The sequence below is a fragment of the Cryobacterium algoritolerans genome, from assembly GCF_004402785.1.
GTDB classification, from domain to species: domain Bacteria; phylum Actinomycetota; class Actinomycetes; order Actinomycetales; family Microbacteriaceae; genus Cryobacterium; species Cryobacterium algoritolerans.
In genome coordinates, this window is sequence record NZ_SOFP01000048.1 from 12,824 (window position 1) to 32,008 (window position 19,185).

Consider the following 19,185-nt stretch of genomic DNA (forward strand, 5'->3'; position numbering starts at 1 on the left):
ACGCATCCCTGTATATCCATCGAGGGCGTGGCACTGCCCGCCATCTTGTGCCAGACGGGCAGTGGCGGGTCATGTGCGATCGTGATAAACATGAGATATGCACATTTTCTGCGCAGCTTGAGACTCTGCTCGGATATTCATCCTTAGAACACCTCCGAAAGTGAAGACGGAACTTACGTTTTTCGCGATCAAAAATTCAGGGAGTGAAAAGAAATGAAAGCAGTCGTCTACAAAGGCCCCAACGAGGTCAACGTTGAAGAAGTTCCCGATGCCAAGATCGAACGCCCCACTGACGTTCTCGTACGCATCACGGCCACAAACATTTGCGGTTCAGATCTACACATGTATGAGGGACGCACCGATTTCGAGGTTGGACGCACGTTCGGTCACGAAAACATGGGCGAGGTCATCGAGGTCGGTAACGGCGTCGACAAGGTAAAGGTCGGCGAACTCGTCGTGCTGCCATTCAATATTTCTTGCGGGTTCTGTAAGAACTGTGAGCGCGGTTTCACTAATTACTGCATGACAACTCAGCCAGACCCGGTTGGCGCGGGAGCAGCCTACGGCTTCGCTGGAATGGGCCCGTATCCCGGCGGGCAGGCCCAAATGCTGCGCGTGCCCTACGGCGACAACAACTGTTTGCGCTTGGGAGAAGATGCCATCGAAAAGCAAAACGACTACGTGATGCTCTCGGACATCTTCCCTACCGGCTACCACGCTACCGAGATGGCCGGCGTGATCCCCGGTGACACCGTCGTGATCTACGGAGCCGGTCCAGTCGGGCTGATGGCCGCCCTGTCTGCCACGATCAAGGGCGCAAGCAAAGTCTGGGTCGTGGACCGCCGCCCGGACCGGCTGGCCCTTGCCGAACAGATCGGTGCGATCGCCATTGATGACTCGAAAACGGACCCGGTGCAGTTCGTGCTGGACCAGACCAAGGGTATCGGCGCAGACCGGGGATGTGAATGCGTGGGTTACCAAGCCCACGATCCCCAGGGCACCGAAGACCCCGCGATGACGCTGAATCAGCTCATCCAGTCCGTGCGCATCACCGGAGGAATCGGCGTTGTTGGTGTCTTCCTGCCGGCAGATCCCGGCGGCTTCGACGAGAACGCCAAGCAGGGCAAGCTTGCCATCGACTATGGCCTGCAGTGGCTCAAGGGCCAAAATGTTGGCAGTGGCCAATGCCCGGTGAAGAAGTACAACCGGCAATTGCGCGACTTGATCGCCGTGGGCAAGGCCAAGCCATCCTGGATCGTTTCCCACGAGATCCCCCTCAGCAAAGCCGCCGACGCCTATAAAAACTTCGACGAACGCACCAACGGGTGGACAAAAGTCATCCTCAAGCCCGAATAGGCCAAAGCCTCACCAGCCCGGTCAACGCCGCCCTCGCGGCGCAAGTCACAACAACACACGACAGCGAGAAACGAGCCCGCAAAGTTTCCCGTTCTGCCTAGCGTGTAAAACACGAGAGGAGACAGTGACTCGGTCCCCGGTTGTGGTTCGGAGGTCGCGGATGCGGGTGTGCTCCGTTTCGTAGTAGCCGGGTTCGCGCTCGAGCACGGTGAAGCCGTGCTCGACCATCTCGGCGGTGGTCCCGGCAAGGATGCGGGTTTGGGTACGGTCGTCGCGGGCGCGCTGGACCGCGTGGTCGAACTGGCCCGGGTCGGTGGTGGCGGTCTCGATCAACTCGGCCACGACCTTTTTTTCCTTCCGGCAAAAGAGATCGATTGAGAGCGGTAGGCCCGGAGTGCCCCGTTTCATGAGCGAAATAAAGGAGCTCACGACCGCGCCTGTGAAACCGGGCACTCCGGGCCGGGAACGAACTACGATCGGCTGCCGGCAAGAAAAAACAGGGCTAGGACGGTGCCGCGCAGCGGCTCCAGGGGCCGGAACGGCCTATCCCATCTTTGGACGAATCAGGCGATGGCCAGCTGCCACCGGCTCGTGGGGGAGAGTACCCCGGCGTTGACGTAGTAGCGGGCCTCCCGGTGGTTGGCGCGTCCGTCACTTCCGCGCGGATAGCGCGGCCACACCCGTTCACCGGACGCTGCCGCGTCAAATAGTGGCCGGCTCGATACGTGGGGACGCCGTGGGCGTTCCCTCGGGATGCTACTCATCGTGGACTGTTCGGCCAGCCACCACGCCCACACCTCACGCTCACACTGATACGCCTCCATCCTGGCTTCTAACGTGCCCGCTAATCGAAGCACCCGAGCCGCGACATCTCGAAGATCCCGCCTGGCCCGGGCCCACCCACCAGCGTGTTTGACCAGGAGGCGAGAACGCCGCAACCGACTAAAGATCACCGTGGTGTGCCGGACCGTCACCCCCAGCAACCGGGCAGCAGACTCGACCGTGAGCGACGCGTGCTCGCGCAGCAACGCGTAGAGCCTCCCCGCGAGGTGACCCAGGCCTTTCCGGGTGAAGAGGTCATGGAGCTGGTCAGTGAGCTGATCCTCGATCCGGCGCACGAGCGCGGCCCTCAGCGTGAAGAGTTCGGTAGGGGGGCGGGGGTTATTAAATGGTTGTGACCGGACTGACCTAGACCCTGTGGAAAACTCCGAGGCTAGGGACCATTCGGTGGCGTTGACGCCGTCATGGGAGTGGACCTGGTCAATGTATCCCGCAGTCTGGAGGGCGCGGAGGGCGTCCGCTGCGGTCGTCCGGCCCAGGCCCACCATCAGGCCCAAGTCCCGGATGGAGGCTGCGACGACGCGCTTGCCGGTCTGCAAGCTCAGGTAGGCCAGGGCGGTGAGGATGCTCCGCTGGGAGACGGCGGCCTCAGTCTGGCCCCACCGGCCCGGGCTGACCCGGAGCCGGGTCAACAGGTCATCGACATCCGAGACGATGACCTGGAGTTCGGCCAGGTCAGCCGGCTCCCGGACAACGGGCAGGGGGCGCTGCAGGGCCGAGTACTGCTGGGCCTTGGCCCACTGCCTAGCCAACCGTTCGGCCGCCTCACCCGCAGAGCGGGGGCGGCGGGTGCCACGGCCGCTGTTCTTCGTCCGGAAATGCTCCATCCCCGGGGCGCTCTGCGCGGCCCGCTGAACATCAGGAAAATCCCAGCCGGCGCTAGCCGCCGCCAACAAGCACATGAACCCCGTCCAGGACGGGTTCTCCCCGCCCCCGACAGTGGCCATATGAGCCTGGCCCCACCGGCTCAACCCCCGATGCGCCCGGTGGGACGCATCGACCGGTCCCGACGGGCGGGAATCCTCCGGCCGGGCCGCCGGAACACGCTCACCCAAGACGCCTGCGAGGCGCTCCAAATCACCCGTGGTGGTGGTCGGCTCGGCGAGCGTGGCGACACTGCCCCGGAGAACAATCGAGCTGCTGCCATCACGGTGCGGAGCCCCCGGCGGACGAGCAGCGCCCTCCCGGACATTCAAGAGCATCCCGTGGTCCAGGCTCCGATACGTCGCATGAGCGGCGTGCGCGACCGCAGCCACCACCCCGGCCGGGGCGCCGCCGGCGAGGCCGACCCAGACGTGCCGGCCACCACCAGACGAGGACTGACAAACCACATGCGGGACAGCCAAATCATCCAACACAGTGGAGAGAGCGTCGCAGTCATCGACGGCTCGCTCAACGGCGTCATCGCCGCCTTTAGCGTCGAAGTCAAAGCACAACAACTGAAACAACTGGTCGTCATCAGCCAGGCGAACACACCACGGCGTTGTCGGTTCGACCGGACCCAACCGGAACAAACGCGGGTACTGATTCATGTGCAACAGACCATCAGCCTCACGCACCATCACCCGCACCTCAGCCCGAGGACTAATCCGGCGCGTCAAGGCCCAAGGGGTCCACACATTCGTAGACACGCCGTGCACCAATACGGGTGCATAAAGCGTCGCGTGCGCTATGCTCTGGGACATAGAGAAACCTCCCGTGAGGGCTCTTGATCTGGATTAGCTCTAACCTCGTTGCCGGGAAGCTTGAGGGGTTTGAGCTACGAAACTTGCAAAGCCCGTCGTGAAAGCGACGGGCTTTTTCGTTTAAGCGACCTGATTGATGGGCAGCTCCTCATCGTGGCGAATGGATGCCTGGGGAGCGAGTGTGGCAAGGCCAACATCCCGCGCAAGGACTGAAGCGATGTAATCGCTCAGGCTCATCCCACGTTCTTCAGCACGGTCGCGCACGGCGTCCGCGATCGGCGATGGGACTCTGGAAATCAACGGTTGGCGATCGCCTTTGCTTTTGCGTCCGCCGTAGGAACGTTGGGGTGGCATGGTTTGAAGGTATCGGGATACTGAATCAGAAACAGGGAGGCTGCGGAGGCGTGTCGCAAAGGGAATGACTTTTCCCTTGCAAGCCTCGCGCTGTGACTCAGATAATGCGCTGGCCGAGTTCGCGGCCGAGCGCCTCGTAAAGTTCAGAGATACGGGCAGGCACGACGGAATAGCGCACCCACTGGCCGCTCTTTGCCATGTCGCGGGCGGGAGCCGAAACAATGAGGCCGGCCGTCTCGAGAGCGGCCAGATGATTCGATGTCGTCGGCGGGGCAATGCTGAGCGCCGACGCGATATCTCCGCGCGTGCAGGGACCGTGCTGCCGCACATAGCTGAGCACTGCGACACGCGCCCGATTTCCAAATGCGTCAATGGCTGCCTCCACGAATTCATCGTGAGCGGGGCGGACATAACGGGGCATTCTGCCATTCTGCCCGACCCGCCGGCTCAATCCTCTTAACTACTTCAACCCTAATCATTATATGGTTAGCTTACAACGAGTCGATAGGAGGGAAACAAAATGCCAGAAAGGGCAATCGAGACAGACTGTGCGCGGACCGTGTCACTGGCACCGGCTAAAGTACCCCTAAACGGGTTACACGAACCCACACGCATGACCACAGGAGCGGGAGCGGTCAGCGGCCTCGGGGGAGTGTCTCGTTGTCGCTCAGTGCTGCCTGCCACTACCGAGAGGCATTGACATGGCCAGGCGAGAACGTGTGGCACTGACCGACAGCCAGCGCAGAACACGCAAGATCATCTGGGCGAGTGCGGCTGGCGTCGTCGTACTGGGGAGTGTTGTGGGACTCGTCGGGGCGCTCACGTCGACCCCAAGTGAGGGCGGTCAAGCACAGTCGGATGCGCCTGCTGGTACTGATTCGCCCAGCGCGGACCCGTCCGTCGGCCCTGGACCTGTTGTTGACCCGGCGGTGACCGAGTTGGGTTGGCTGCCAGAGCCGATCACGACCGACGCGAAGGCCTACGGTGTTGCCGCCGCGATCGCGGGATCCACCTATGACACGACGCTGGCCACTCGCAAACAGTTCCTGGGCGACCTTGCCACCTGGCACACCCTCGACCCTCGCTATGACCTTGCGTCCGATCAGCAGGATGCACTCGCGAGCAAGCTCGAAGAGCTCAACCGCCGGGTGATCGTGCCGGAGACCGACTGGGACGCTCAAGCCAAGAACACCATTGCGGTGACGGCGAAAGTCGACGGCAAAGTCCTCGTCGACTACGACCATCTCAGCCCCCAGCCCGGTTCCCTGGACGTGCTCATGAGAGACGGGTACCACCTCGTCACGACCAACATCCTGGCGACCTACACGGGCCGCGGTGACGTCAACTATCAGGAGCACTATGCGGTGAGCGTGCAGGTGCTCTGCGGCCGCACCGTGCCCGTGGCAGGGTCTGGTCAGACGCCCGCTGACTGCAAGCTCATCCGCTTCTTCCCCGAAACGAGAAAGTAGCCATGGCTGCGCCCGCCGCTGTTGCCGCCGTCAAAGCGATCGGGCCCAAACGCATCATCCAGTTGGCGCTCATGCTGGTCCTGGTGTTAGCGGTGTCGTTGGGGACGATGCTCTCCCTTCCTGTCGTGTTCGCGATCGCGGTGAGTTCTGGCACGGCCGCCCCCGTGGTCCCCGCATCAACGAGTCCGGTCGCCGACGGGGCCTGGACCCTGCCCGTGACCGGCTACACGGTCACGGACGACTTCGGGCCTCGGGCGGCTCCCTGCGCGTATTGCTCCACCGTGCACTGGGGCTCGGATATGGCCAGCGGCTGCGACGAGCCCGTCAGTGCTGCCAGCTCCGGGAGGATCGCGAAGGTCGGCGAGGAGGGCTCCTACGGGTTCCGGATCGTGATCGACCACGCCGGCGGGATCCAGACCCTCTATGCGCACCTCGCCCTGGGAAGCGCAACTGTCGCGCCCGGCGACCCGGTCCAGGCCGGCACGGTGATAGCCCGGGAGGGCACCACCGGACAGTCCACGGGCTGTCACCTCCACTTCGAAACTCGCCTGAATGGGGAACGGGTCAACCCGGACCCGTTCCTGCAAGCCCGCGGAATCACGCTCTAATCACGCCCCACTGAAAGGCACCTCTTGCAGCACACCACCTGGACCATCCCCACCGCGGTCGATGTCCCCGACATCAGCCCCGACTGGAACGCACCCTTCATCTCCGGCCTGACCAGTATCGGCTCCTACATTCTGGCCGGGGCGCTAATCCTCACCCTGATCATGTTGATCATCGCGTTCGTGGGTGTGGTGACCAAGGGTGGCGGCTCGGAGCGGTACCAGTCCTGGTCGGGGGAGTGGATCCTGAAGATCCTCGCGGTCGGCGCGGGCCTCGGCGCGGTCAACGCGATTTTCGCGTTCGCTGTCGGTTTCGACTTCGGCTTCTAATATGCGCTGGCTCCTCGGCGTTATCGCTGCCCTCGTGCTCACGGGAACGCTGGGCCTCACCGGCGGGGCCCCCGCACACGCAGCCACCCCCCAGCCGGCGGCGGCGTCATCCACTGCCGTGATCGAGGGCGAGCCGTGGAGCGGCCCCGCATTCCCCCTCACCTGCACCGGCAGCAGCGCACGAATCTCCTGCTCCCCAGACAACCCGGCCGACGGCAAACCCGAACGCTGCTTCAAAGAAGTTCCCTACGGCGGCGGCAGCGTGACGGTATGCACCCGGTCCGACGACAACATCGGTGCCCTCACAGATACGGGCGGCAAGGAATTGAAGTTGGAATATGGGTGCAGCGCGGTCGACGCGGTGTGCACGGCGACGGAGTCGATGGCTCGCGGCATTGCGTCCGTGATTACCGGCGGTATCGCCTGGGTGATCGAGAACACGTCGTTCAATACCAACTCCTACCTGTGGAGCGCGGCAGTTGATGAGTGGGCGTGGTGGAGCTGGGTGGTCCTACTCGTGATCCTGATCGCCGGGATCGTGGCCATCACGACGGCACTGTGGTCGCGCGATAGCGGCGAACTGACCGCAGCTGTCATCCGGTTCTTCCTCGCCGTGCCTCTCTCGGCGGCGTCCCTGTGGCTGGTGGGAACGATCGTGAACGTGGTCGACCAGCTCGTGGACCCGTTGCTCTCCCGCGGCGGCAACGGGGAGGGCCTCTACCGGACGGTCGAGAACATCATCTTCGGCGGCGGCCTGGGTAACATTTGGCTCGCCCAACTCGTCCTGACGTTGCTGGTGATCGGCGTCGTGGTGCTGGTGTTCGTGTTTAGTTTCCGTAACCTCGCCCTCGCGGCGCTGGTCGCCCTGGGGCCGGTGGCGTTCATGCTGTTCCCGATGAAGATCGGCGTGCAATGGGTCATCCGCTGGTTCTCCGCCGTGGTCGCCTTGATCCTGACCACCCCGCTCACCCTCGGCTTCTTGATGCTCGTCCTCAAAGGGTTCGCCGAGGTCGACAGTATGTGGAGCATCCAGGCTCTCCCGCTGGGCCTGGGAATGATCATGATCGCCTTCGCCCCGGTCGCCGTGTTCGGGCTGTTCTCTTTCGTCGGCCAGGGCGCTACGTCCGCGATCGACAACATTGCCTCCCGCGGCGGCGCCACCGCTAAGCAAAGCGGCAGCCGGGCCGCCCGGAGCCTCAGCTCCGCCGTCGCCATGCGCACCGCGGCCAACCGCCGCCGCGCCCAAGCCGGCCCCGCACCGTCCGGCGGCGGTCCCGCCCCGCGAGCCCAGTCAGGGCCCGCCCGCAATACGGCCACCCCCACCGCCCCGGCAACCGCACAGTCCGGCGGTCAGATGGCGCAGCAGAGCGCGCAGCCCAAGACGCCGTCCGCGGCGCCCACGACCACACCGACGACCAGGTAGAGACCAGAGGATCCACGCATGAGCATTCACACTTCGATCGTTGATCGTCCGATTCGGTTGGCCCGGAAAAGCACGCAGGGCATCATCGCCGGCCTGGACATGTGGAACCTGACCACCCTGGCCGTGTCCGCGGGGATCGCGATCATCTCCATCAACCGGTGGGGGTTCCCCGCGTTCTTCGCGTCGATGCCCGTCTGGTTGCCGCTGGCTATCGCCGGGCTTGCCCAGCATCACGGGGTCGCGTTCCCCCGGATCGCGGCGCAGTGGCTGTCCCTGCACGTGCGCCGCGCCCTCGGCGGCACCACGACCCGGTTCCGGCCCGAACGGCCGCAGATCGCCGGCACCGTGAACCTGCCCGGGCGCCTGGCGAGTATCCAGGTGTGGGACACGGACGGGCAGGCCGTGGCCTACAACCCGTTCTCCAAAACCATCTCGATCACCGCGGAACTTGAAGTGCAGGGGTTCCTGATGCTCGAAATGCCCGAACGCAACGAGCTGTCCCGGAACTGGGGCCAAGTCCTCGCCGGGTTCACCCAGCGCGACGGCATCGCCCGCGTCTCACTCCAGGAACGCACCGTGCCCACGACGATTCTCCCGGCCCGCCAGTTCTACGCCGACACCGTCACCCGCCGGGGCCTGGACCCGGATTCCCCCGTTGCCCGGAACTATGACGACGTCCTGGACCAGTCGGAGTCCTTCGCCGTGTCCCACAAGAACTACGTCACCCTGACCTTCGATCTCCTGAAGCTGCAGGGCCAGATCAAGAACCTCGGCGGTGGCAAGGCCGGGATCCTCGCGTTGGCCCGGATCGAAACGGCCAACGTCACCGACGCGCTCCGGGCGGCCCGGTTCGACGTGCGGAAGTGGCTCAGCGTCCGGGAATGGGCGGCCCTTGGCCGGACCGCGTTCGACCCGGAATACCTCGCCGCCACCCAGAACCGGTCCGAAGAAGACGCCGGCGTGGACCTCGCCGCAATCGGGCCGATGGCGCTTGATGAACCCAAGGGCAAGAACGGTATCGTCCGTTCCGATTCGGGGTGGCACTCGACGATGTGGATCCACGAATGGCCCCGCACCGAAACCCACGTCGGTTTCATCGAACCGTTGGTGTTCGCCCGGCACCCGAACTCCGGTGAAGCCGTCACGCACATCTTCTCGCTGGTGCTGACGCCGGTGAAGACGCGGTCGGCGCTCAAACGCATCGACGATGAGAAGCGCACCTGGCGTACCAACCAGCGTGTGAAAGCCAAGCGCAACCAGCAGGACAGTGCCGCGGATAACGCGGACTGGGATGCCCTGGTCGATCAGGAGCAGAGCATCGTCGCGGGGGAGGGCGAGTACCGGTACGGCGCCTACCTGACCGTGTCCGCCACCAGCGAGGAGAAGTTAAACTCGTCCCTGGCGGGGATGCGTAACGCCCTGACCCGGGCGGGCATGGAACCGCAGATCCTCTACTGCCAGCAAGCCGAAGCCCTGATGGTCAACGCCCTCCCTCTCGGACAGGGGATGAAGTAGATGCCTAAGCAGGTCTTCACCGTCACCCCGCCCGGGAAGCTCACCCGCGCCCGCCGCGCCGAGCTCCGCCGCCAGGTCGACCAGCTCCGCCGCACCACCGACGACACCGGCGCTTCCGGTGCCGACGCCCGGTTCCCCGCTGCGGCGGCCGGGCCGCTTGGCCCAGGCGTGTCGACGGGGGAGTACTGGAACTGGTTGCAGGTGGCCCAGCCCCCGCACCAGGCCACGAGCCATAACCTGGCCGGGATCTACCCGTTCGTCGCGGACGACGGGCTGGGCCATGAAGGGCCCCTCCTCGGTGTGGATTTGAACGCGGACGTGCTCTGGCACTTCTCCCCGTGGGACTTGTACATGAACACGACTGCGAAAGCGGCCCTGTCTACGAACATCCTTGTGATCGGTGCGTACCGGTCGGGGAAGTCCGGCACGATCAAGCAGCTCTGCACCCGCTCCCTGGCGTTCGGGCACCAAGTCGTGGTCCCCTCCGACTCCAAAGGGGAATGGGTGGTTGTGGCCGAAGCCGTCGGCGGGCAAGTCATCGCCATCGGCGGGGAGAACACCACCGCCCGGCTGAACCCCCTCGACCGCGGACCCCGCCTGACCGGGGTCTCCGACGACGTCGACGAGATCATGGTCCGCGACCGGCGCCGGGCGACCCTGACCAGTGTCATCGAGGCCACCATCCAGGGCCAGGCGAAGCTGTCCCCGATGGAGCACACCGCCATCAACTGGGCCCTCGAGCACGCCATCCGGGTCACCGACGACCGGCCGACCATCACCCACGTGTGGCAAGCCCTCGTCTCCCCAGACCCCGCAGCGCCGGGGTACAAGCCGGAGATGGAGAGCAACGGTGAACGCGCCCGCCACGTCCTGGAGCGTTTCGTGGCCGGCGACTTGCAGGGCCTGTTCGAAGGTGAAAGCACAGTCGCGTTCGACCCCGACGCCCCCATGGTCGTCGTGGACACGTCCGCTTTGTTTGACCGGTCCGAGTTGGCGGCGCAGTTGACCCAGATCTGTACCTCGGCCTGGATCCAGGCCGTCATCTCCGACCGGTCCGCCAAACGCACCCGCTACCTCGTCCGCGAGGAAGGGTGGCGAGACATGGCCACCGAACAAGCCCTCAGGACGTATCAGCAGTGGTTGAAGCTCTCGCGTCACTACGGGGTGTCCAACATCGTGATCTTGCACAAGATGAGTGACTTCGACGCCGTCGGCGAGGAAGGCTCCAAGGAACGCACCCTGGCGTATTCGATCGCTGGGGACATGGAAAACAAGTTCATCTTCCGCCAAAACACGCAGGAAGAATCCAACCTGGTCAGCCGCCTGAAACTCACCCCCGGCCACGCCCGCCTTGCCCTCACCCTCCAAACCGGGGTGTTCCTGGCCTACGTGGGCCGCTTCTCCTACATCGTGGACGCATTCGCGACCTCCACCCCGTGGGAGCGGGGCCTGTTCAAGACCGACGACGCCGTCGAAGCCGGCTCCGCGGACGACCACCGCTTCCCCCAGTTCGTCCCGGAGGAGGAACCGGTTTTTGATGAATCGATGCTGGACCGGCTCTGGCCTGCCAGCCCGCCCACCCCGTTTGCCGACCAGACAGGACCCACCGAATGAGCACCACCGCACCAACGAGCTGCACAACGACCAGCACGGCGACGAGTCCCCGGCATGAGGTGCGCGCCGTCGTCAACGGCAATAGCGCCCAGCTCAGCGTCCTCGGCAACCCGGAAACCCTCACCGCTGACACCTACGTCGACGTGCGGAAGAAGATCATGACGAGGGTCATGAAACTCGCCAGCGGCCTCGGCAGCGACGTACACCTCGTCGTCGACGACCAAACCGGCCACTGGCGCCTCATCGCCGGCGCCGACGGCGAACTCCACGACCCCGAACCCACCCGCGCTCCCGGCGCCGAGGCCTCCGCCGACGCGGCACCCGTCCAGGCACCCGTTTCGGCCGAGGCTGCACCACTGGAGCCGAGCGCTCTGGCCACGGTCACCCCGATCCCGGCCCCGGCGCTGGCGCCCGGCGCACCGGCCACGCGCGCACGCAGCACGGAGCAGCCCGCCCTCACGGAACCCGAAGCCGACCAGGCGGAAGACGAAGTCGCCGCCCAGGTTGCGGGGGAGGAGCCGGCCGGGCGGGCCCCGCGGGCGTCGTTCATCGTCGATGAGCGGCGTGAGCCCGCGGCCGCCAACGGGTGGCGCGGCTTCATCGCCCGCAGCACCGGCCTGCAGGTTCCCGCGTCGCACGCGGAGCTGAACCGGCGAGGGCACGTGCAGGCGGTCAGTCAGCACTGGCCCGGACCCCGGAAGATCGCCATCGTCAACGGCAAAGGCGGCGTCGGAAAGACCCTCACGACCGCGATGCTCACGGCCGTGTTCGCCCGGCACGGCGGCGCCGGTGTCCTCGCCTGGGACAACAACGACACCCGCGGTACCCTGGGCTGGCGCACCGAGAAAGGACCCCACGACGCCACCGTGCAGGACCTCCTCCCCGCCACCACCCACCTCCTCTCCCCGGGCGCGCAGGTCTCCGACCTGGCCCGGTTCGTGCACCACCAGACCGGCGACAAATACGACGTCCTCCGCTCCAACCCCGAGCTTCTCGCCACGAAGCAGCGCATCACCCGGGACGACTTCGACGCCCTCCACGAGGTCGCGGCGAAGTATTTCCGGATGGTGTTTTTCGACTCCGGCAACGACGAATCCGCACCCCGCTGGCTGCGCATGATCGACCACACCGACCAACTCGTCGTGGCCACCACCGCGCTCGGGGAGTCCGCCGAATCCGGTGCCCTCCTGCTCGAAGCGTTGACCGAGCGCGACGAGCACTCGGCCAACCTCGCCCGCGACGCGGTCGTTGTCGTCTTGCAGTCCGAACAAAACGGCACCCTCGCCGACGCGCAGCGAATCGCGGACGGCTTCACCGGCATCGCCCGGGCCGCCGTCACGATCCCCTTCGACCGGGCCCTCCACGGCGGCGCCCTCCGCTACGACGCGGTGAGCACGCCAACGCGAAACGCGTGGCTCGCCGCCGGCGCGGCCGTCGCGGCCGGGCTCTAACCATGGCCGCCCCGCGCCCCGCCCAGCAGAACCAACCACCCTGGGTGCTCTTCGGCTTGATCCTGGCCCTGGTCTTCGCCGTGCACTTGGCGTTCCTCTGCGCGGGGACGGGTCAGGGCGTGTTGCGCCTGGACCAGACTCTGCAGGCGGCCGTGATGACCATGACCGGCAACGATGCCGGTTTCACCGCGCGCGGCCTGACCCAGCCGGACCCGAAACTGCTCGGCATCTGGGTTGGGGTCTGGACCGTCCTGATCGCCCTCACTGCCGGTGGTTCGTTCATCCTCTGGGACCGGCGGAAGAGCGCCCGGGGCGCTGAGCTCTCCAGTGGGGCGGAGCTGCGGAAGCGGGTCACCGGTCACGGCGTCCCCGCCGTGCTCCCGTTCGCGCACCTGGATGACAAGCCCGTCACCATCCGGGAAGAAGACACCTCCTGCACGATCGCGCCGCCCCGCGCGGGAAAGAGCGCCTACCTCGCCATCGGGCGCATCGTCGACGCCGGCGGCGCTGTGGTCGCCACGTCCACCAAGGCCGACGTGTTCCGGGTCACCGTGAAGAAACGCTCGGAGCTGGGGCATGTGTTTGTGTTCGACTTCGACGGCATTACCCGCTGGCCGGACAAGGCCCGCTGGGACATGGTCGCCGGCTGTCAGAACCCCGACGCCGCCCAGTCCCGTGCCGCCGCGATCGTCAACGCCCGCCCCGCCGGTTCTGCGGGGATGAAGGACTCGGCGCACTTCGTCGAAGGCGTGAAGATCATCCTCCGTTCCCTCCTGCACGCGGCCGCGCTCATCCCTGGCGGGAACATGCGCGATGTCGTCCGGTGGGCGCAGGACTTCACTGACCACGAACCTTCCGCCATTCTTCGGGACCTCTCACCCAATGGGGCGATCTGGGCCCGCGAACTCGACCAGTGGTGCCGAGAAGACGCCCCCGAAACCATCGGCAACACCAAAACCACCCTCTCCCGCATCACCGCGTCCCTTACCGACGCGCGCGTCCTCGACCTCCTCTGCCCCGCAACAGCCACCGACGGGGAGAAGCCGGTGGCACCGTTTCGGGCGCGGGACTTCGTCCTCTCCACCGACACCGTCTACTGCCTGGTCGATGACTCCCGCGAGTCCTCGACCGCGCCCATCATCACCGCCCTGGTGTCCGCGATCATCGAGGAAGCCAAGACCGTGTCCCAGCACACGACCAGTGGCCGGCTCCCCACCGCGATGACGCTGGTCCTCGATGAGGTCGCCAACGTGTCCCCGCTCCCGCAACTGCCGAACCTGATGAGTGACGGCGGCGGCCGTGGCCTCCACACCTGGATCTTCGCCCAATCCATGTCTCAACTCGTCGGCAAATGGGGGCCCGAAGCGGCCACCACGATCTTTGAGTCCTCGGCCGCGAAGATCATCTTCGGCGGACTCGCCGACGAAACTTTCCTCGAAAAGATCTCCCGCCTCATCGGCACCCACCAGGTCACCCAAACCAGCACCTCCCTGCAGCGAAACGGTGCCGGGCGAGACACCCGCTCCACGTCGACGAGTGAGCGGGAAGAGCGCCGGATGAAGGTCGAAGACATCCGCAAGATCCCCGAGGGCACAGCCCTCCTGCTCTACCGCGAGAAGGAAGCGCTCGTGCACCTCACCCCCTGGTGGAAACGCCCCGACGCCGACCAGCTCCACCAGTCCCAGGAATGGTCGCTGAAGCTGGAGGGCATCACCGCATGAGCGACGACGATCTTGATCCGAAGAGTATCGAAGGACTCGACGCCCGCCTCGTCAACGTCGAAACGATCCTGCCCGACCTCTTCGACATGTACGAACTCCGCGCCGCAGGTGGGCCCTACTACTGGGAAGCGCTCCCGCACGATCAGGCCGTGAAGCTTTGGGACGAACTGGGCAAGTTCGTGACCTGGCTCGACGGCCGCTACCTCACCAACCTGGCCGACCCCAGCTTCCGGCTCCCGGGCTGCTGGTACCGACACCCCATTGCCGTCGAAGAACTCACCGCGCTCATGGTGTCGCACCGCGCCGCGTACGACACCCGCTCCGCGAAAGCGTCTTCCGCGCTTGTGGACTGGCACCAACGAGCGCTCTGGCCCACCCTCGACTCGCTCAAGCTCCGCGCCGGCCTCGCCGGCTGCCGCGACCGCAGCGAACATCGCGAACCCCACGCCGGCCCGGCATCATTCACCGTGACCGACGAGTACCTGCGCTACGCCGCTTCGAGTTAACTAGCTCGAACATCGGAATAGAGAACTGGCAAGTCGGCGAGCGATGCCCGCTCCAGCGAAGCGACGGGACTGCGATAGGTCAGGCTCAGAGGACGATCGTGCGTATCTCGCCGCCATCCATGAAAACAAGAGCTTGATTTAGGGTAAGAGGAGTCTTGGTCAGGCCACACGCGAACTCGCCGCCGTCATAGCGGCCTCGGACGTCGACTGCGCCCCCGGGAGATTCAACGTATTCCGTGACTTCGAAGTTGGCGAATGAAGGCCCCATTTCGGCAACAATTGCGTCGGTGCATGCCTTCTCCTCAGGATGACCTGTCTGAGTACTCAAGAAACCTATTCCTCCAGCAACCAGGAGCAGAAATGGGGATGCGATTAGAAACTTCGCGAACCCCGACAGTGGCGTCTTGAGGGGTGTCGGTCGCGGGCCGAACGGGTCAGGTGCGGCAGGTCGATTTGTCATAACGTATTCGTGCCAGCGATGAAGCATTGCATCGTCGGCAAGGATGGCTGCCGCCTGATCTCCACTGAGCTCAATCCCCATTCGATGGCGGCCGGCAGGTTCTGCGAGCTGCCTTCTGAACTCCTCGAGCGTCATAAATCGTCCTTTTGTTCAATTCGGCATCACGCTTCAACGACGGTACAGGCGCACAGGCGGCTACGTACGTCCAGCTCCCCGGACTGGGGTCAAGCGCGGGCTGTCAAAGCGATAGGACGGAAGTTCCCGTATCTTCGGATGTCGGCGGTATCGAAGCCTTGAGAGGCGCCCGCAAGGGAACCCAGGACATTACACCGCGCCCTTACCACGGTGAGTCTTGTAGAAGTCGCGTCGACGCGTGGCCGCCAGCCTTCAGGACGCAAGACCAGCCAATGCCTGAAGGAACGTTTTGATGTCCTCGCATACGGCCTCGGCTGGCAACAGCTTCGCGACGGCCAGGGGATTCACCCCAAAATGAGCGAGAACGTCCTTTGCTCTCGAGTCCATGAACGCGTTCGCGGCGTTGCTCTTTGTCCAAGCCACCCCGATCGTTCCAAACCCAAACTCGCTGTCCAGATCCGCCTTCACCCGCGCGACATCGATCTTCGCCGCCGCCGCGATTGCATCTGGCCAGATGAGATAGGCCTCTATGTACCTTCGGCGCCACTTGAGCGCCCTAAAACCGTCTTCGTGCCCGATGTTCTTGTCGAGAAGGTCTGAGCCCACGCTTCCCGCAGTTTCATCATCCCGGTCCCGAATGCTAATTGCTTGCACATCTCCGAATTCCGTCCGGAGATGTCGCCATACCATCTTTCGTTCTTTCACATGATCGCTCGTTTGCCAGTCGGCGATGTTGTTGGGCCAAACAATTCCGGCCACCTCGGCAAGTGCACCAAGAATGTCTTTGTCAGACTTGCCTTCATAGAACAGGACACGCTTTGTTCTTCGCACGCGATCGATGCGTGGGGCGTAATCGCTACCGATGCCCACCATCAATCCGACTTTCTGGTCGTCTTGGCCGAGGTATCGGAAGCGGGGACTTGAACGCCCCCGTACCTCTAGTATCTCGGACGCTGGTGTAGCCCGGATGATTTCTGTTGAGTGGGTAGCCAGCAGAACCTGCTTGCCAAACTGTGCGGCGAGATGCGAGAGCCGGTCGACCATCTGCGCCTGGAGAGCTGCGTGCAAATGAGCATCAGGTTCGTCGAAAAGAAGAACATTTGTCGCAGGCGAGGTCGCCAAGGTGTAGACGCTGAGCCACTGGAGGAAACCGCTGCCTTCGACCATCAGGTCGCGCGGTTTATACCCGTGATGGCGTGTGAGCTTGTACCCGTCCACGGTGCCTTTGACCACGTTGGCTTGAATGTAGGAGTGGTACTCCTCGTTGAACTCCCCCATGACAATCTCGGCGGAGAATATTTCTCTTAAAGTGCGTTGTAGAAGTTCCCACGGGTCCGTCTCACGAAGGTGAGTAAGGTCTTTATCGGACACCCGCGACTTGCCTATCTGCAAGCTATCGCGCTTTTTCAGATTCGCCAGGCGCATATCCAGCAGAAGGTTCCGCAGAACCGCTCCCGCGAGGCCTTCTCCCACTCGACGTCGTCGCATGGCACCGGTGGCGCGCTCCTCCCTTGCGGAGATCCCTGCGAAAGGCGGGAGATACGCGATAGTCGGAACGGGATCGCCGTCGACCAAGTTTGAATCAGAGACTTTTACAAACAGGCGATCGTTCGCGAGGGATAGTGAGAACTCTAGATGACCGTCCTTCTGGTTCTCGTCAATCCACCGACACCCCAGTGACAGTGTGTAGCCGTCAGGGTCCACATCCGGCACCTTTGACGAACGCAGGTTGGTCCAAAGATGGTTCAACGTCGGTACGTTGATTGGAGAGAATTCGTCGTCCCCAATTCCTAGGCCCTGGGCTCCGAGACCGCTGGCCGTAAGAGCGATGGCACCCTTTTCTGCCAGTGTTGCCACCTTGCAGAACTCCCACACAGCTAAGGCCTGGAGCATTGAAGATTTCCCAGCGTTATTGCCTCCGGCCACGATTGTCAGCCCATCTCGAAGCTCGACTTCATCGTCCTTGAACTGCTTGAACCGCTTGATCGATACCTTGGTGATTTTCACAGACCCCCCCTCACGCAACACTAGGGCGCGGGAAGCACACACGGATTCAGCAGCATGCCGATGAACGGTTTGGAACGAAATCGCCTTGCCCCCAGTTGGGGGTTACCGGCCGCTCGAGGGTAGCTTCTCGCCCTGCCGGGTGCAGGGAACGAAAACCATCACGTCGACGGCGAACTCCGTGTGCCGTGTCTAGTCGCTATCGCTCGACGCTCACCGACGGCAGGGTGTTTTTCTGACTCGCTCGGTACAGAACTGTCGAAGACTAAGTATTTGAGGCTTTGAGCCCCACCCAATCGTGCGGTTCAGCACCACCGATCGTGCGAGAGAGCACCAGTGGTGGTGTGGCTCAGCACCACTGATGCTCCTCATCACGGACTACGCGGTAGTGAGGGCAGCGTGCTCGCGCATGTTGTAGTTGCCTGTCTCAACCCAGACCGTGTTGTGGATGATGCGGTCCATGATCGCGTCGGCGTGAACACCGGAGCCGAGGCGCTGGTGCCAGTCCTTCTGCGAGTACTGGGTGCAGAACACCGTCGATGATTCGCCGTAGCGGCGCTCCATCAGCTCCAGCAGCATGCCGCGCATCAACTCCGTAGGCCGATCCAGTAACCACTCGTCAATGACGTGCAGGGTGAAGGCGGCGTATTTGCGGAGGAACTTCCCGGCGCTGCCTGGAGTGTCTTGGGCGGCGACCCACGCTTCCTCGAGGTCGGGCATGCGGACATAGTGCGCGCGGATGCGGTGCTCGCAGGCGCGCTTGGCGATCGCGCAGCCCAGATACGATTCCCCTGATCCGGTGAACCCGTGTAAGACAACGTTCTGCTGCCGGGTCACGAACGAGCAGGTGCCGAGCTGAGTCAGTAACGGCCGGTTCAGGCTGCGCTCGTCAAGCAGGTCGATGCGGCGCATGTCCGCGTTCGGATAGCGCAGCCCTGCCCGTCGGATCAGTTCGGCAACCTTGGAGTGAGTGAAGGTGGAGTAAGCGTCATCGACGACCAGCCGGACCCGTTCTTCGAACGATCTGCGGTGAAGACGCTGGCGCACATAGGTTGGTCACATGTCCGAACCAATTGAAGAGCTGTGGCCACCCTTTGGACTGACAATCACGTGTGGACCCGTGACCTTGTCTCCTGTCCGCGACGCTGACTTACCCGAACTCGATGCGCTTGCCCGTGCCGGCATCCACGCGCCAACTGAGATGCCTTTCTACTTCCCGTGGACCGTGGGTTCCACGGGCGAGATCCGGTTGAGACTCATGCAGTACCACTGGGCGCAACGAGCCGCGATGTCGCCGGCGTCCTGGACCCTTGAAACCACGGTTCGCTTCGACGGTGAAGTCGTCGGTTGCCAGAGCATCTCAACCAAGGACTACCTCGTCACGAGAACAGGGGAAACTGGCTCATGGCTCGGCATGAAGCACCACGGCCGAGGGATCGGGACGGTGATGCGTCAAGCTCTCTGCGCCTTCATGTTTGATCACCTAGACGCCGCCGAGGTCACCTCGGCGGCATTCGTGGACAATCCCGCGTCGCTCGCGGTGTCGAGAAAATCCGGATACCGGGAAAACGGCGTCGGTCGCCTCAAAAGGCGCGACAGCGAGATGGCCTTGAACCAGAGACTGGTTCTGACTGCCGAAGCCCTGAACCGACCCGAGCATGAACTGGAAATCGACGGCGTACGCCCGCTGCGGGAGTTCCTCGGGCTGACGCCGTAG

18 protein-coding genes are annotated in these 19,185 nt (G+C 64.0%); 13 read left to right on the plus strand and 5 right to left on the minus strand.

What is annotated here, in order from left to right; translation table 11 throughout:
• Positions 1 to 213: 213 nt before the first annotated feature.
• Positions 214 to 1,356, plus strand: coding sequence for a glutathione-independent formaldehyde dehydrogenase (locus E3O19_RS11220; protein WP_134567650.1), 1,143 nt, complete (start codon positions 214 to 216; stop codon positions 1,354 to 1,356).
• Positions 1,357 to 1,572: 216 nt separating this feature from the next.
• Positions 1,573 to 1,734 (plus strand): hypothetical protein, encoded by a 162-nt coding sequence (locus E3O19_RS17830; protein WP_166804546.1) that lies wholly within the window; start codon positions 1,573 to 1,575, stop codon positions 1,732 to 1,734.
• Between the two features lie 185 nt (positions 1,735 to 1,919).
• Here E3O19_RS17830 and E3O19_RS18350 read toward each other — a convergent pair whose 3' ends face one another.
• The gene (locus E3O19_RS18350) at positions 1,920 to 2,948 is read right to left on the minus strand and encodes a hypothetical protein (protein WP_241981336.1); all 1,029 of its coding nucleotides are present in this window, start codon (positions 2,946 to 2,948) and stop codon (positions 1,920 to 1,922) included.
• 477 nt (positions 2,949 to 3,425) lie between these two features.
• Here E3O19_RS18350 and E3O19_RS18355 point away from each other — a divergent pair, with 477 nt between their 5' ends.
• Positions 3,426 to 3,908: a hypothetical protein gene (locus E3O19_RS18355; RefSeq protein WP_241981337.1), complete on the plus strand. Its 483-nt coding sequence runs from the start codon at positions 3,426 to 3,428 to the stop codon at positions 3,906 to 3,908.
• A 424-nt stretch (positions 3,909 to 4,332) separates the two neighbouring features.
• Here the strand turns inward: E3O19_RS18355 and E3O19_RS11230 are convergent, their stop codons facing one another.
• Positions 4,333 to 4,656 carry an ArsR/SmtB family transcription factor gene (locus E3O19_RS11230; protein ID WP_134567654.1) on the minus strand — a complete coding sequence of 108 codons (324 nt, stop codon included), beginning with the start codon at positions 4,654 to 4,656 and terminating at the stop codon, positions 4,333 to 4,335.
• Positions 4,657 to 5,164: 508 nt separating this feature from the next.
• On the opposite strand from E3O19_RS11230, the gene E3O19_RS11235 reads away from it, so the two are divergent.
• From E3O19_RS11235 to E3O19_RS11275, 9 genes are read left to right on the plus strand one after another with little or no spacing between them, the layout of a single operon-like run.
• The gene (locus tag E3O19_RS11235) at positions 5,165 to 5,704 is read left to right on the plus strand and encodes a hypothetical protein (protein ID WP_134567656.1); all 540 of its coding nucleotides are present in this window, start codon (positions 5,165 to 5,167) and stop codon (positions 5,702 to 5,704) included.
• 2 nt (positions 5,705 to 5,706) lie between these two features.
• Positions 5,707 to 6,312 (plus strand): M23 family metallopeptidase, encoded by a 606-nt coding sequence (locus E3O19_RS11240; RefSeq protein WP_134567658.1) that lies wholly within the window; start codon positions 5,707 to 5,709, stop codon positions 6,310 to 6,312.
• Between the two features lie 24 nt (positions 6,313 to 6,336).
• Entirely contained in the window at positions 6,337 to 6,639 is a 303-nt protein-coding gene (locus E3O19_RS11245; protein WP_134567660.1) for a hypothetical protein, read from the plus strand.
• 1 nt (position 6,640) lies between these two features.
• Positions 6,641 to 8,062 (plus strand): TrbL/VirB6 family protein, encoded by a 1,422-nt coding sequence (locus E3O19_RS11250; RefSeq protein WP_134567662.1) that lies wholly within the window; start codon positions 6,641 to 6,643, stop codon positions 8,060 to 8,062.
• Between the two features lie 18 nt (positions 8,063 to 8,080).
• Positions 8,081 to 9,577 carry an SCO6880 family protein gene (locus E3O19_RS11255; RefSeq protein ID WP_134567664.1) on the plus strand — a complete coding sequence of 499 codons (1,497 nt, stop codon included), beginning with the start codon at positions 8,081 to 8,083 and terminating at the stop codon, positions 9,575 to 9,577.
• The gene (locus E3O19_RS11260) at positions 9,578 to 11,191 is read left to right on the plus strand and encodes a P-loop NTPase family protein (protein ID WP_134567666.1); all 1,614 of its coding nucleotides are present in this window, start codon (positions 9,578 to 9,580) and stop codon (positions 11,189 to 11,191) included.
• Positions 11,188 to 12,642, plus strand: coding sequence for a nucleotide-binding protein (locus E3O19_RS11265; RefSeq protein ID WP_241981338.1), 1,455 nt, complete (start codon positions 11,188 to 11,190; stop codon positions 12,640 to 12,642). The genes E3O19_RS11260 and E3O19_RS11265 overlap by 4 nt, the downstream gene beginning before the upstream one ends.
• Before the next feature lie 2 nt (positions 12,643 to 12,644).
• The gene (locus tag E3O19_RS11270; protein ID WP_134567668.1) at positions 12,645 to 14,363 is read left to right on the plus strand and encodes a type IV secretory system conjugative DNA transfer family protein; all 1,719 of its coding nucleotides are present in this window, start codon (positions 12,645 to 12,647) and stop codon (positions 14,361 to 14,363) included.
• Complete coding sequence (locus E3O19_RS11275; RefSeq protein WP_134567670.1) at positions 14,360 to 14,869, plus strand: hypothetical protein; 510 nt, start codon at positions 14,360 to 14,362, stop codon at positions 14,867 to 14,869. The genes E3O19_RS11270 and E3O19_RS11275 overlap by 4 nt, the downstream gene beginning before the upstream one ends.
• Before the next feature lie 85 nt (positions 14,870 to 14,954).
• On the opposite strand, the gene E3O19_RS11280 is transcribed toward E3O19_RS11275, so the two are convergent.
• The 3 genes from E3O19_RS11280 to E3O19_RS11290 form a co-directional block, all read right to left on the minus strand.
• Complete coding sequence (locus tag E3O19_RS11280) at positions 14,955 to 15,464, minus strand: hypothetical protein (protein ID WP_134567672.1); 510 nt, start codon at positions 15,462 to 15,464, stop codon at positions 14,955 to 14,957.
• 252 nt (positions 15,465 to 15,716) lie between these two features.
• Complete coding sequence (locus E3O19_RS11285; RefSeq protein ID WP_166804547.1) at positions 15,717 to 17,471, minus strand: ATP-dependent nuclease; 1,755 nt, start codon at positions 17,469 to 17,471, stop codon at positions 15,717 to 15,719.
• Positions 17,472 to 17,846: 375 nt separating this feature from the next.
• Positions 17,847 to 18,515, minus strand: a complete 669-nt coding sequence (locus E3O19_RS11290) for an ATP-binding protein (RefSeq protein WP_134567676.1) — start codon at positions 18,513 to 18,515, stop codon at positions 17,847 to 17,849.
• Positions 18,516 to 18,528: 13 nt separating this feature from the next.
• On the opposite strand from E3O19_RS11290, the gene E3O19_RS11295 reads away from it, so the two are divergent.
• The gene (locus E3O19_RS11295) at positions 18,529 to 19,185 is read left to right on the plus strand and encodes a GNAT family N-acetyltransferase (protein ID WP_134567678.1); all 657 of its coding nucleotides are present in this window, start codon (positions 18,529 to 18,531) and stop codon (positions 19,183 to 19,185) included.

What these genes read in the sequence shown, in the direction of transcription:
- E3O19_RS11220 (WP_134567650.1), top strand. Translation starts at nt 214, where the DNA reads ATGAAAGCAGTCGTCTACAAAGGCCCCAACGAGGTCAACGTTGAAGAA.
- E3O19_RS18355 (WP_241981337.1), top strand. Translation starts at nt 3,426, where the DNA reads ATGAGCGGCGTGCGCGACCGCAGCCACCACCCCGGCCGGGGCGCCGCC.
- E3O19_RS11230 (WP_134567654.1), bottom strand. Translation starts at nt 4,656, where the DNA reads ATGCCCCGTTATGTCCGCCCCGCTCACGATGAATTCGTGGAGGCAGCC.
- E3O19_RS11240 (WP_134567658.1), top strand. Translation starts at nt 5,707, where the DNA reads ATGGCTGCGCCCGCCGCTGTTGCCGCCGTCAAAGCGATCGGGCCCAAA.
- E3O19_RS11250 (WP_134567662.1), top strand. Translation starts at nt 6,641, where the DNA reads ATGCGCTGGCTCCTCGGCGTTATCGCTGCCCTCGTGCTCACGGGAACG.
- E3O19_RS11255 (WP_134567664.1), top strand. Translation starts at nt 8,081, where the DNA reads ATGAGCATTCACACTTCGATCGTTGATCGTCCGATTCGGTTGGCCCGG.
- E3O19_RS11260 (WP_134567666.1), top strand. Translation starts at nt 9,578, where the DNA reads ATGCCTAAGCAGGTCTTCACCGTCACCCCGCCCGGGAAGCTCACCCGC.
- E3O19_RS11265 (WP_241981338.1), top strand. Translation starts at nt 11,188, where the DNA reads ATGAGCACCACCGCACCAACGAGCTGCACAACGACCAGCACGGCGACG.
- E3O19_RS11270 (WP_134567668.1), top strand. Translation starts at nt 12,645, where the DNA reads ATGGCCGCCCCGCGCCCCGCCCAGCAGAACCAACCACCCTGGGTGCTC.
- E3O19_RS11275 (WP_134567670.1), top strand. Translation starts at nt 14,360, where the DNA reads ATGAGCGACGACGATCTTGATCCGAAGAGTATCGAAGGACTCGACGCC.
- E3O19_RS11280 (WP_134567672.1), bottom strand. Translation starts at nt 15,464, where the DNA reads ATGACGCTCGAGGAGTTCAGAAGGCAGCTCGCAGAACCTGCCGGCCGC.
- E3O19_RS11295 (WP_134567678.1), top strand. Translation starts at nt 18,529, where the DNA reads ATGTCCGAACCAATTGAAGAGCTGTGGCCACCCTTTGGACTGACAATC.